The 12,192-nt window shown below is 66.5% G+C and carries 14 protein-coding genes and 1 pseudogene; 11 read left to right on the top strand and 4 right to left on the bottom strand.

The features are described from left to right. Positions 1 to 4: 4 nt before the first annotated feature. Positions 5 to 427 carry a ferritin-like domain-containing protein gene (locus tag HL666_RS20255; protein ID WP_172183214.1) on the bottom strand — a complete coding sequence of 141 codons (423 nt, stop codon included), beginning with the start codon at positions 425 to 427 and terminating at the stop codon, positions 5 to 7. A 272-nt stretch (positions 428 to 699) separates the two neighbouring features. Here HL666_RS20255 and HL666_RS20250 point away from each other — a divergent pair, with 272 nt between their 5' ends. Next, positions 700 to 1,047 carry a hypothetical protein gene (locus tag HL666_RS20250; protein WP_172183213.1) on the top strand — a complete coding sequence of 116 codons (348 nt, stop codon included), beginning with the start codon at positions 700 to 702 and terminating at the stop codon, positions 1,045 to 1,047. A 95-nt stretch (positions 1,048 to 1,142) separates the two neighbouring features. Beyond that, positions 1,143 to 1,598, top strand: a complete 456-nt coding sequence (locus HL666_RS20245; RefSeq protein ID WP_172108320.1) for an RbsD/FucU family protein — start codon at positions 1,143 to 1,145, stop codon at positions 1,596 to 1,598. A gap of 12 nt (positions 1,599 to 1,610) precedes the next feature. Here HL666_RS20245 and HL666_RS20240 read toward each other — a convergent pair whose 3' ends face one another. Together HL666_RS20240 and HL666_RS20235 are read right to left on the bottom strand one after the other, a co-directional pair. Beyond that, positions 1,611 to 2,156: a GNAT family N-acetyltransferase gene (locus HL666_RS20240; protein ID WP_172108322.1), complete on the bottom strand. Its 546-nt coding sequence runs from the start codon at positions 2,154 to 2,156 to the stop codon at positions 1,611 to 1,613. Positions 2,157 to 2,269: 113 nt separating this feature from the next. After that, positions 2,270 to 3,475, bottom strand: a complete 1,206-nt coding sequence (locus HL666_RS20235; RefSeq protein ID WP_172183212.1) for a M20/M25/M40 family metallo-hydrolase — start codon at positions 3,473 to 3,475, stop codon at positions 2,270 to 2,272. Between the two features lie 251 nt (positions 3,476 to 3,726). On the opposite strand from HL666_RS20235, the gene HL666_RS20230 reads away from it, so the two are divergent. The 3 genes from HL666_RS20230 to HL666_RS20220 all read left to right on the top strand — a co-directional run bounded on the left by HL666_RS20230 (position 3,727) and on the right by HL666_RS20220 (position 5,545). Continuing rightward, positions 3,727 to 4,293 carry a cytochrome b gene (locus tag HL666_RS20230; RefSeq protein ID WP_172130663.1) on the top strand — a complete coding sequence of 189 codons (567 nt, stop codon included), beginning with the start codon at positions 3,727 to 3,729 and terminating at the stop codon, positions 4,291 to 4,293. 149 nt (positions 4,294 to 4,442) lie between these two features. Continuing rightward, the gene (locus HL666_RS20225; protein ID WP_172183211.1) at positions 4,443 to 4,847 is read left to right on the top strand and encodes an OsmC family protein; all 405 of its coding nucleotides are present in this window, start codon (positions 4,443 to 4,445) and stop codon (positions 4,845 to 4,847) included. Next, positions 4,844 to 5,545, top strand: coding sequence for a VIT1/CCC1 transporter family protein (locus HL666_RS20220; protein WP_172108330.1), 702 nt, complete (start codon positions 4,844 to 4,846; stop codon positions 5,543 to 5,545). The genes HL666_RS20225 and HL666_RS20220 overlap by 4 nt, the downstream gene beginning before the upstream one ends. A 673-nt stretch (positions 5,546 to 6,218) precedes the next feature. Here the strand turns inward: HL666_RS20220 and HL666_RS20215 are convergent. Next, complete coding sequence (locus tag HL666_RS20215) at positions 6,219 to 6,521, bottom strand: hypothetical protein (protein ID WP_172108332.1); 303 nt, start codon at positions 6,519 to 6,521, stop codon at positions 6,219 to 6,221. Between the two features lie 528 nt (positions 6,522 to 7,049). Here HL666_RS20215 and HL666_RS20210 point away from each other — a divergent pair. From HL666_RS20210 to HL666_RS20185, 6 genes and pseudogenes are all read left to right on the top strand, one after another. Then, positions 7,050 to 7,376: pseudogene (locus HL666_RS20210) on the top strand (SDR family NAD(P)-dependent oxidoreductase); the annotation flags it as partial. Between the two features lie 53 nt (positions 7,377 to 7,429). Continuing rightward, on the top strand, positions 7,430 to 8,353 hold the full coding sequence (locus HL666_RS20205; protein ID WP_172183210.1) for a sigma-70 family RNA polymerase sigma factor: 924 nt from the start codon (positions 7,430 to 7,432) through the stop codon (positions 8,351 to 8,353). A 333-nt stretch (positions 8,354 to 8,686) separates the two neighbouring features. After that, positions 8,687 to 10,219: an acyl-CoA carboxylase subunit beta gene (locus HL666_RS20200; protein WP_172108336.1), complete on the top strand. Its 1,533-nt coding sequence runs from the start codon at positions 8,687 to 8,689 to the stop codon at positions 10,217 to 10,219. Positions 10,220 to 10,443: 224 nt separating this feature from the next. Further along, positions 10,444 to 10,902, top strand: coding sequence for a hypothetical protein (locus tag HL666_RS20195; protein ID WP_172108340.1), 459 nt, complete (start codon positions 10,444 to 10,446; stop codon positions 10,900 to 10,902). A gap of 176 nt (positions 10,903 to 11,078) precedes the next feature. Continuing rightward, positions 11,079 to 11,795: an alpha/beta hydrolase gene (locus HL666_RS20190; RefSeq protein WP_172183209.1), complete on the top strand. Its 717-nt coding sequence runs from the start codon at positions 11,079 to 11,081 to the stop codon at positions 11,793 to 11,795. Positions 11,796 to 11,850: 55 nt separating this feature from the next. After that, positions 11,851 to 12,165 carry an EthD domain-containing protein gene (locus tag HL666_RS20185; RefSeq protein WP_172108344.1) on the top strand — a complete coding sequence of 105 codons (315 nt, stop codon included), beginning with the start codon at positions 11,851 to 11,853 and terminating at the stop codon, positions 12,163 to 12,165. Positions 12,166 to 12,192 lie beyond the last annotated feature (27 nt).

Below are 12,192 nucleotides of genomic sequence, written 5' to 3'. Positions count from 1 at the left end.
GCGCTCAGGCTGCCAGCTGCTTCATCTGGGCGATCTTCGCCTGCAGGCTCTGACGCTGCCGGGTCAGCGTGGCCGTGGTGGCGGCATCATCAGCGCAGTCCTTCAGCGCGTCGTCATATTGCCCGAGGATCTGCTCCTCGCCGTTGACGAACGACGACAGCGCATTGGTGCCGAGGCCCGTCAGGACGGAGCGGACGCGGATGACGGTCTGGTGCACCGTCGACATGAAGGAGCCGGCCTCGTCCGGCGTCTCGCCCATCCGCCGGAGCGCGTCATGCAGCTCGGCGTGATCACGCTCCTTGAGCGCGATCATCTCGGCGAACAGCGCCTTGAGCGCCGGCGTCTCGGCGTCTGCGGCCGCCTCCTGATAGCCGTTGCGCGCATCGATCAGGGACGTGTGCAGTGTCTTCAGGCGGTCGGCAGCCATTGTCGCCTCGCGGGTCTGTCGTGTCTGATGTGTGGAAATTTCGATGGGGACAATCCGAACTCGCCGGCTTTGTTCCGGGGCTGCTGCCTTCCGCCACGGGGGTGGATGACGTCCGCGCGATCGGAGTCGTTGCACACGCTCACGTCGTCGCAGGTGGTTGCCCGGGGTACGGCGTCGTCGTAGGCTCGCGCGCCGAGCGACGGGCATGATGGTGGACCGGGGCGGTTCAGGACATGATGTTGGCGCTGATATCGCGGAGGACGGCGCGGGTGATGGATGAGGACGACCGGAGCGGACAAATCGCCCTGATCGAGACGCGGATCGAGCAGCTTGCCGAGATGGCCGAGCGGTGTCGAAAGTTCATCCTGGCTTCGAAGGTCCTGATCGCTGCCGGCGCCGCCTTGCTGCTCGGCGCGGTGCTGGGCCTGCTCGGGTCCAATGCGGTCGCGCTGCTCGGCGCCATCGCTGCGGTGCTGGGCGGCATCGTGTCGCTCGGATCGAACGTCAGCACGTTGCGGCAGACAACGGCGGCGATGGCCGAAGCCGAAGCGCTGCGCTCGGACCTGATCGGCCGCATCGACCTTCGCCTGTTCCGCGACGCCAGGCGACTCGGAGCGTAGCTCGCCGGTGCGGTGAAGCCCGCTTTGGCGGCCGTCGCATCTTGCCGAAGGGCAGCCTCTAGGGTCCAGTCGATCGACAATGACAGGAAGACGCCATGCTCAAGGGTTTAGATCCGCTGCTCAATGCCGACGTGCTCTATGCGCTCCGGGCGATGGGGCACGGCGACCGTCTGGTGATCTGCGACACCAATTTCCCGGCCGACGCGATCGCGCGGCAGACCGTGTTCGGCGAGTTGCTGCGCATCGACAATGTCAGTGCGGCGCGCGCGGTTCAGGCGGTGCTCTCGGTGCTGCCGCTCGACACCTTTATCGACGATGCCGCCCTGCGGATGCAGGTCGTCGGCCAGCCGGAGCAGGTGACCGAGGTGCAGCAGGAGGTTCAGGCGGTGATCGACCGTGCCGAAGGCAAGCCGTGGCCGCTGGTTGGCGTCGAACGCTACGCGTTCTACGAGATGGCCAGATCCGCCTATTGCGTGATCGCCACCGGCGAGCGCCGCTTCTACGGCTGCTTCATCTTCAGCAAGGGAGTCATTCCGCCGGAGGCCGCGTGAAGTCCTGCCGCCTCAACGCTCCTCTTGCATGATCTTCTCGAAGCGGAAGAAGTCGCCGTCGTCGGGCATGCCCTCCAGCGGCGGCCGGTGCGGCAGCGGATTGTGGGCGTTGTAGTATTCGACGATCCGGAAGCCGCATTTGTTGACGTAGAAGTGGATGTTGCGCTTCTCGAAATACGGCGTGAACGTCTGCCAGACCTTGGTTTCGGGATAGCGCGCCTCGATCGCCCGCCACGCGCGCTGCCCGATGCCGCGGCCATGCTGCCGGAGCGAGATGTAGAACAGGTCGAGCGAGTTGTGATGCGACACCGGATCGATGCTCAGGACGACGCCGCCGACGCGTCTTCCGTCGAGCAGGACATGATAGGTCGCCGCGCCCGGTGCGGTGAACGACTGCTCGATATCGTCGCCGGAGGGGATCGCCTGCTCCGGGACCGAGCCGATCTCGTCCGTCAATGCGGCGGAGAAGGCCTCCTGTAGTTCCTGCTTGAAGGCCGGCAGATCCCGCTCGTCGGCGACCTCGAGGGTCACGTGGCCGTCTCCGCTGTCGTGTTGCAAAACCAGTCCTCGCTGCAATGGGCCCCGTGCGATCCGCCGCCGGGCGCGGCGATATGAACGCGGTGAAGCTTACCGCCGTCTGACATGGCGATCGCAGCGAGGCGTGGCGCAATTCACCCCATGGTCGCCAACCGCACCGCCAGCGCGCAGGCGCGGTCGTATTCGTCGAGGTTGATCCACTCGTCGATCGTGTGCGGCTCGTTCTGGCCGGTGCCGAAGGTGACGGTGGGGATGCCGTGGCGGACCATCCAGTTGGCGTCGAGGCCGCCATTGCCGGCGCGCAAGGTCGGCGTGGCGCCGATGTCGGTGACGGCAGCAGTGGCGCGCTTCACGACGGGCAGGGTGTCCTTCATCCGGAACGGATGATAGTCGGTCTCGGCCTTGAACTTCACGCGACCTGACTTGCCCTCGCTGTTGGTGACCTGCCTGGCGGCCTTCTCGAACGCCGCCTTGTAGGCCTTGGTGATCTCGCGGATGAACTTGGCGTCATGGCTGCGGCATTCGCCGCGGACATGGACGTAGTCGGTGACGACGTTGGTGGCGTCGCCCGCGGGGCGGCCTTCGCCGCCGGTGACCGGGCCGACATTGCTGGTGCCGAGCCTGGCGTCCTTGCCCTTGCCCTTCACCACCTTGCCGAACCAGCCGCCGGCTTTGACGTCGGCGAGCGCGAGCGCCAGGATCATGGTGGCGCTGATGCCGCGCTCCGGCGCAACGCCGGCATGCGAGGCGCGGCCGAAGATCTCGACCTCCCAGCGGTCGGCGCCGACGGCGCCGATGGTGACGGACGAGGCCGAGCTGCCGTCGAAATTGAAGGCCATCTCCGGCCCGCCGAGGTCGTCGGTGTCGACGTGGCGCGCGCCATAGAGCCCGCTCTCCTCGCGCACGCAAAACAGCAGCGTAATCGGCGGATGATCGAGCTTCTGTCGGACGAGCTCGGCCGCCAGCGTTACGAGGATGCCGCAGCCGCAGCGATTGTCGCCGCCGAGGGCGGTCCTGGCCTGGTTGACGATCTTACGACCCGCGATCTTTGGCTGCGCGCCGGCGCATAGCGGCACCGTGTCCATGTGGGTCATGAACATGATGCGTGGCTGGTTGTGTTGGCTGCCGCGTCCCGGCAGCTCGACGATCAGATTGCCGGTCTCGGTCGGCAGCGGAATGCGCGTATTGGCATCGTCGAGCCGCATCGCTCTGGCCGGCACGCCCGCCTGCTTCAGCGCCGCCATGATCTCGCGCCCGATCGCCTTTTCCTGCCCGGTCACACCCGGCACGGCGAGAAAGCGCATCAGACGATCGGTGGCGGCGGCGGTGTCAACGGACATGACGAATCCCTGGTTCAGCGTGATGGACCAGCATCGCTCCCGCGGCGGCGCTGTGCAAGGAGAGCCGCTGCAGCACGGCAATGCGCCACGTGACGGGGACAGCCGCCGGTCAGTTGCCTGCCATGCCGACGATCCCGTCGACCCCAACGTTATCGCAGCGGATCGTCGCACCGGGCGGACGCCGGCACGCGCTTGATCCACATCAACGAGGCAAGCTTGCGTGAGGAGCACAGTCAAAGAGAGGTCCCTAGATGCAGCTGTTCAATTCGACCAGGAACTACGGCGCGATCCCGCAGGCGCTGCATTGGTTGACGGTCATGCTCGTGGCCGTCACCTGGGCGCTCGGTGTCTTCGGCGACATCTTGCCCAAGGGCGCAGCGCGCGACTCCGGTCTGCTCGTGCATGTGACGGCCGGCAGCGCGATCCTCATTGTTCTTGTGGTCCGCCTGGCCTGGCGGCTGGCCGATCCATCGCCGCCGCCGGAGGCGACCGAATTCGCGACATGGATGGGGAAGTGGCAGGATCCGGCGGCGCGTGTCGCGCACTACGTGCTCTATGCGCTGCTCTTTGCCGTGCCTGTCGTCGGGATCGTGCTGCAGTTCGCCCGCGGTGATGCCTTGCCGTTGTTCGGTATCGCCGAGATCGCATCGCCCTGGGCCAGGGACCGCGCGTTCGCCCACAACGTCAAGGAGGTCCATGAGCTTCTCGCCCATGCCCTCGTCATCGTGGCCGCCATGCATGCGGCGGCCGCGCTGATTCATCACTGGATCTTCCGGGACCGAACGCTGCTTCGCATGCTGCCTCACGCGGACAAATAGGGAGGCGGCACGTCAGCCGCGAATGACCGCTCGCGGCCCGCGCGCCTCAACCGCTGCAGCCGAACGGCGCACCATCGCGATCCGATCGATCGCTCCGCTCGGGCTTCGGTCCGCCAATGCCACACGGACACACGGCCGGGAGACTCGCCATGCTGGAGTATCACGTCAACGCCCGACGGATCGACGCGCATGAAAGCGTCGCAGACTGCAAGGATGCGACCGTGGTGCTCGACACCGATGTCAGCGGACGGCGGGACGCGTTCAATCCTGCCGAGCTTCTTCTCGCGGCGGTGGCCGCCTGCATGATCAAGGGAATCGAACGCGTGACGCCGATGCTCAAATTCGATCTGCGTGGCGTCGACGTGCGCCTGACCGACGTCCGTCAGGACAGCCCGCCGATGATGGCCTCGATCGACTACGAACTGATCGTCGACACCGACGAGGACGACCGCCGGCTCGAACTGCTGCATCAGAACGTCAGGAAGTATGGGATGATTTCCAACACCGTGGCGGCCGCAACGAAGCTCCACGGCGTGATCAGGAGAAAGACATGAGCCGCCTTCGCGTCCATCCCGAAAATCATCTGGTTGCCCGGATCGGATGGCTCAGGGCGGCCGTTCTCGGCGCCAATGACGGAATCATTTCGACCGCCAGCCTGATCGTCGGCGTGGCCGCGGCGGCGGCGACGCGAAGCGACGTGCTGATCGCCGGCGTCGCGGGTCTGGTCGCCGGCGCGATGTCGATGGCCGCCGGCGAGTATGTCTCCGTCAGCTCGCAGTCGGATACGGAGCAGGCGGATCTTGCGCGCGAACGCAAGGAGCTGAGCGACAACCCTGCGTTCGAGCTCGACGAATTGGCCGAGATCTACGTCAAGCGGGGCGTCGACGCGTCCCTCGCGCGGCAGGTGGCCGGACAGTTGATGGCGAAGGACGCATTGACGGCCCATGCGCGCGACGAACTGGGGATCTCGGAGATCACGGCAGCGCGGCCGATCCAGGCGGCGCTGACCTCGGCCCTGATGTTCTCGGTGGGGGCCGCCATGCCCTTGCTGATGGTCGTCGTGTCGCCTGCGAACGCGCTCGTGCCGATCGTCTCCGCGGCTTCGCTCGCCTTTCTCGCGGTGCTCGGCGCGATCGGCGCCAAGGCCGGCGGGGCCAACATTCCGCGCGCCACCGTCCGCGTGACATTCTGGGGCGCTTTCGCTCTGGCGCTCACTGCTGGCATCGGGAAGCTGTTCGGGGCCGTCGTTTGAAGCGGGGTAACGCCTGCGCGACGGTCACGAGGCCGATGCACGGGATGCGACGTCTCACCAGCCTATCGAGGCGATCCGGTTGCAGGGATAGCAACGAAAGACGCGGACCGCCGCGGCGCCCATCACGGCGGGCAGGTCGCCGAGGTGGGTCATCTCTGAGCCGCACTGCTCGCAGCTCAGATGCGCAACGGGATCGGCCAGGGGCGGCGTGATGCGCCTGAGCCTAAGCGGGGCAGTGAACTCCGTCGACATTTGCAAGTCCGATCTGTGGGACGCTGAAACGTACTTGGCAGAGCACGGTCAATGCTCGCACGCTGGAGGCGTTGTTGCCAGCAGGAGAGGTTGCTGTCAGTCGCGCAGGATGCGCGGACACCACAGGGAATGTCTGGTCCGAACGGCTCAGATGGTAGTTTTACGGGGGTGCCCATGCAGCGCGAGCGGTGCCCGGCGCAACGCGCCGTGAGCGCTTTGCCATGTGAGCTGCCCGGCAGGTCGGAGATTGGATGGCCGTGACGATGTCCAGGGAGCGCGCGCACCCCTTAGCGCGCCCTCTGGTTGCCAGTCCGGCCCCGTCTCAGCACATCGCCGCCCGCGGTGGCCGGCTGGCAACGGCGCGAACGGCCGCGATGCGAGCATCGAGTCGGCCGGCCGCCGCGATGAGTTGCAGTGCAATTCAGTGGTTCAGCGCCTGCACGCCGTCATGGACCTGATAGACCACCTTGCCCTCACGCCAGGCGAAGGGCGCGGCGGGATCGCGGCAGACGATGCCCGATTCCGGAATCAGCTTGTCGCACAGCATGATGATGATGTCCTGCAGCGGAGCCGATGTGTCGTTCTCCTCGGTCATCCGATCGATCGAGATCTCGCCGCCTTCGACGCCGTCGTCGATGTGGACGATGAAGATCTCCTCATGGCCGTGAATGCCATGCGCCGTCACCCGGAACACTTCGCCCTTGTATTCGAATTCGCGAACCATCGTTTCCACCCTTGCCGTGTTGTTGATTGCCGCAAGCGGGAGCGGAAACTAGGAGTGCACGTTGCGAGGGTCAAGAAGAGTCGGTGTCTGGAATCCGACAAAATGCAATGGCGCTGCGAGGCGCCTGCAAATGTTGTTAGTTGCGTCGATGCAGAAATCTGCGTCGGTATTTGTTGTCGAACGGTGCCGCGTCGTTGAACGGGGTGTGGCCTCATCGCGGCGGGGGAACGGTCCAGGAATCCGCGCATTGGCGGGGGCCCACCGCCTCGGCCGGCACCTGCCTCAACGCCGCCTTGATCTCCCGCCCCGATCGCCTTCTCCTGTCCGGCTACGCGCTGGACGCTGAGATGAGGCGTTCGGTGGCGGCGGCGGTGTCGACGGACATGACGCGACTCCCGTGATGAGCGATGGGCCGCGAGCATCCAGCCCTGCGGCCCGTTGCGCGAGGGGGACCGGCGCATGGGCGCTGCCTGACTCTTTTGCCGTGCCTCGATCGTCTTCACTTCATCTGGACATTGGAGCATCATCATGAGCCTGAAAGACAAGACGATCGTCGTGACCGGTGGCAGTCGCGGCCTCGCCCTGGGCCGGGTGGAGGCGCTCGTCGCGCACGGCGCCAGGGTTACCGTGGTGGCACGCGGAGCCGAGGCGTTGAACGCTGTTGCGACCCGTCTCGGCGTGGCCACGATCGCGGCCGACGTGACCGACGAAGCCGCCGCGCACCGCATCGTCGGTGACGTCAGCCCCGACGTCCTGGTGCTGAACGCCGGCACGACGCCGCGCGTGGGCCGGCTGGATCGGCTGAGCTGGACGGATTTCTCGATGGTCTGGGAGGCCGACGTCAAGGCTGGCGTCGCGTTCGGGCTCAATGGCGACGCCGGTTTGACCATCATGGAAGGGGCGGCAGCTTGAGCGCAGGCCGACATTCTCCCGACGATGGGCGGCGGGCCGAGATCGCCGCCCTTGCGGAGCAGCTGCGGCCCGAGCTCCATCGCTACTGCGCACGCCTGATGGGTTCGGTCATCGATGGCGAAGACGTGGTGCAGGATACCCTGGCGAGGGCGCTCGCCGCCTCGGATGAGAGGCAGGACATCGGGATGCTGCGCGCCTGGCTGTTCCGGGTCGCCCACAACCGGGCGCTGGACCTGCTGCGCAGCCGTGCGATCCGGACGACCGAACCGATGGAGGCCGCCGGCGACGTCGCCGACGACAGCGCGCCCGATGCCGTGGAGATGATGATGCGCGAGGAGGCGGTCAGAACGGCGGTTTCACGCTTCACGGAGCTATCGATACCCCAGCGCAGCGTCCTCATCCTGAAGGACGTGCTCGATGAGCCGCTGGCCGACATCGCAGCCCTGCTCGATCTCACCGTGGATTCGGTGAAGGCGCATCTCGCCCGCGGACGCGCGCGTCTCGCCGAGATCAACGCCGTGGCCGGCGCGCAGCAGGCGGCCAGACCCGCATCCGATGCGGTGGCGCGCTACGTCGCCCTGTTCAACCGGCGGGATTGGGACGGCCTGCGCGCGCTGCTTGCCGACGACGTCAGGCTGCACCAGTCCGCCCATCCCGTGCGCGTCGGGGCGGCCGATGTCGGCATGTTCTTCGGCATCTACGCCACGATCGACGGGATCTGGCTGGTCCCGGCCTGGCTCGAGGGCCGCGAGGTCATCGCCGTGTTTGAAGACCGCGCGGACCCGAAGCCCAGCTACATCATGTGGCTGGAGTGGCGCGACGGCAACATCAGCGTCATTCGCGACTACCGTTATGTGCGCTATGTCATCGCCGATGCGGAGCTGGCGCTGGCGGCGGACTCCGAGCAGGGGCGGCGGTGACGGCGGCGGTGCCACTCACGGCCGCACCCGGAAGGGCAATCGCATAGGGCGGTTGGGTGGCGGTTGGGCTTGGAGCGGGGAGCACGAACCCCAACGTCCGTCGAGACACCGCCTTCGGCGGGCTTCTGGTCGATGTGCAGGGCCGGATTCGGCAGCCGGCCGAAGCGTTCCCAATCCGGAGTCGCGGGACCCGCCGGCCGGCCATGACCCTGATTCCGCGACCAATTCCGAGCTGTGGAGGCCGCCTCGCGCGACCGAAAGCGGCTTTTCGGTTCCGAAACAGCCGTGTTAGAAGGCCGCCAACATTCACGACATGGGAACGGGCGGACGCGCATGAAGGACATCCTGGACACCCTCGAGGAGCGGCGCAAAGGCGCCAAGCTCGGCGGCGGCGAGAAGCGCATCGAGGCGCAGCATGCGCGCGGCAAGCTGACGGCGCGCGAGCGCATCGAACTGCTGCTCGACAAGGGCTCGTTCGAGGAATTCGACATGTTCGTCGAGCACCGCTCGACCGAGTTCGGGATGGAGAAGACCAAGGTTCCCGGCGACGGCGTCGTCACCGGCTGGGGCACCGTCAACGGCCGCAAGACCTTCGTCTTTGCCAAGGATTTCACCGTGTTCGGCGGCTCGCTGTCCGAGACCCACGCGCTGAAGATCACCAAGCTGCAGGACATGGCGATGAAGGCGCGCGCGCCGATCATCGGCCTCTATGACGCCGGCGGCGCCCGCATCCAGGAGGGCGTCGCGGCGCTCGCGGGCTATTCCTACGTCTTCCGCCGCAACGTGCTGGCGTCCGGCGTGATCCCGCAGATCTCGGTCATCATGGGCCCGTGCGCCGGCGGCGACGTCTATTCGCCGGCCATGACCGACTTCATCTTCATGGTGAAGAACACCAGCTACATGTTCGTCACAGGCCCCGACGTCGTGAAGACCGTGACCAACGAGGTGGTGACTGCCGAAGAGCTCGGCGGCGCCTCGGTGCATGCGACGCGGTCCTCGATCGCCGACGGCGCGTTCGACAACGACGTCGAGACGCTGTTGCAGATGCGCCGTCTGATCGACTTCCTGCCGTCGAACAATTCGGACGGCGTACCGGAATGGCCGAGCTTCGACGACATCGAGCGGGTCGACATGTCCCTGGACACGCTGATCCCGGACAATCCGAACAAGCCCTACGACATGAAGGAGCTGATCCTGAAAGTCGTCGACGAGGGCGACTTCTTCGAGATCGCGGAAGGCTTCGCCAAGAACATCGTCACCGGCTTCGGCCGCATCGCCGGGCGCACCGTCGGCTTCGTCGCCAACCAGCCGATGGTCCTGGCCGGCGTGCTCGACAGTGACGCCTCGCGGAAAGCCGCGCGCTTCGTGCGCTTCTGCGACGCCTTCAATATCCCGATCGTCACCTTCGTCGACGTGCCGGGTTTCCTGCCGGGCACTGCGCAGGAATATGGCGGCCTGATCAAGCACGGCGCGAAGCTGCTGTTCGCCTACTCGCAGTGCACGGTGCCGCTGGTCACCGTCATCACCCGCAAGGCCTATGGCGGCGCCTTCGACGTCATGGCCTCCAAGGAGATCGGCGCCGACATGAACTACGCCTGGCCGACCGCGCAGATCGCGGTGATGGGCGCCAAGGGCGCGGTCGAGATCATCTTCCGCGCCGACATGGCGGACCCCGACAAGATCGCCGCGCGTACCAAGGAATACGAGGACCGCTTCCTGTCGCCGTTCATCGCGGCCGAGCGCGGCTATATCGACGACGTCATCATGCCGCACTCCACCCGCCGCCGCATCGCACGCGCGCTTGCGATGTTGCGCGACAAGAAGATGGAGATGCCGGCCAAGAAGCACGACAACCTGCCGCTGTGAGAGGGAGGGAGATCGACGGGGGAGGCGGGCGCGTGAGACGTCCCCGCTTCCGAGTTGACGAAGCCCAGTGGCGGCCCATCTTCACCGCCGCGGCAATCTGGCACTTCCGGCCACCCTGGCGTTAAGCACGTGGCTTAACTAACCTTTAACGATGGGTTTGCGGGAACTGGGCCGCTGGCCTAGCTTTGACGGGTAGGCTGGTGAGTGAGTAGAGGTCGCGTATCATGGCTGATAGAACATCGGCGTTTCCTTTCCGAGTTTGGGTTGCCTGCGCAGGGGCCGCCGCGCTGATGCTGTCCGCGGGGACCGCCTCGGCCGGGTCGGGCGCTGCGGTGGCTGCGCCAGTCGCTGCGGCTGGGCCGGGCCAGGTCGTTGCGCCGGCGCCGGGCATGCGGCCCTTCGTCCGCCACCACCACCGCGGCATTCGCTCCTATCTGCCGGCCGCCGGCGCCTTTGCGTATGGTGGCACCGGCGAGCCCGTGATTCAGCAGATCCCCGAGCACACCTCGGCCGACGTGCGCTACACCTATACCTACGACGTGCCCTGGGACTGGGCGCATCGCTATCCGCCGAACGTGGTGCCGTCCGACCGGCCCTATGTGTCGAGCTGCCCGATGCAGACCGTGACGGTGCCGGGACGCCGCGGCGGCGATCACAGCGTGACGATCACGCGCTGCTATTGATGTCTTGAGCCAGCTCAATGCGAGCAGCCTGACCGGGCGCTAAGTTTTGAAGAATACCGACCGGCCTCGCTCGCGCGAGGTCGCCAGGTGACGAGGCCCGGACTCCTAGGCACTCCGGGCCTCGTTGATTTCTGATAGTCTCCCGCCATTCGCGAGTCGGTCGGGGGAAGGCTACGATGATCAGACCAACGGCTTGGTCGTGTCGCGTGCTGGTGCGCATCTGGCTGGCGGTGGTGCTGTCCGCTGCCGTGAGCGCTGCATGGGCCGACGAGACAGTCACGGTCGGCGGTTCGCGCGTGGCCCTGATCAGGCCGAAGGCGGTGCGCGCCAGCGTGATCCTGCTGCCCGGCGGCGATGGCGCCATCAATGTCGGCGATCACGGCGACATTCATAGCCTGCTCGGCAACCAGCTGGTGCGCACGCGCAACGCCTATGCCGCCCGCGGACTCGCGGTGATGATCGCAGACGCCAACACCGATCTCAAGGCCGCCATCGACTACATGGCCGCCATCAAGCGTCCGGTCACGGTGATCGGCACCAGCCGCGGCACCTTGCGCGCGGCGGAGGGAATTGCGCGCGGCGCGCGGCCCGATGCGCTGGTGCTGACATCAGGCTTCCTCAGCCCGGAGTCCGGCAGCTCCTCGAACGTGATGTCGATCCTGGGTTCGCCGGCGACGCTGCCGCGGACGCTCGTCATTCACCATACCAGCGATGCCTGCAAGGTGACGCTGCCCGCCGGCGTCGATCCCTTCATCAAATGGGCCGGCGGCCGCGCCCGCGTGAAGTGGCTGTCGGGCGGCGCCGAGCAGGGCGATCCCTGTCAAGCCCGCGGTCACCACGGCTTCAACGGCCTCGACGGGCAGGTGGTGTCGCTGGCCGCAGGCTTTCGCTGAACCGCGGATTGCGGCTAGGCTCGGTGACAAGACCAACAACATCCGGAAGCCTCCCATGACGCCAGCCATTTTCGTCGTCCGCGCCACGGTGCCCGATGCTTCGAAACGCGAGGAGTTCGACCGCTGGTATCGCGACGTTCACATGCCCGATGCTGTCAGGAGCTTCGGCGTGCGCAAGGCGTGGCGGGTGTGGAGCCTGAGCGATCCCGCAGTGCATCAGGCGATGTATCAGTTCGACGATGTCGCCGCGATGGAGCGGGCCGTCGGCGGCGACGAGATGAAGCGGCTGATCGCCGACTTCAATCGCGACTGGCCCGAGGTGACGCGGACCCGCGAGAGCTTCGCGCTGGCGCAGACCGTCGACGGCTGAGCCGCGTGATCGACCGACCATGACGAA

The organism is Bradyrhizobium aeschynomenes, from assembly GCF_013178945.1.
Lineage (GTDB): Bacteria > Pseudomonadota > Alphaproteobacteria > Rhizobiales > Xanthobacteraceae > Bradyrhizobium > Bradyrhizobium aeschynomenes.
Note: the sequence above shows the minus strand (reverse complement) of the source record. Positions and strands in the feature narration are given on the sequence as shown.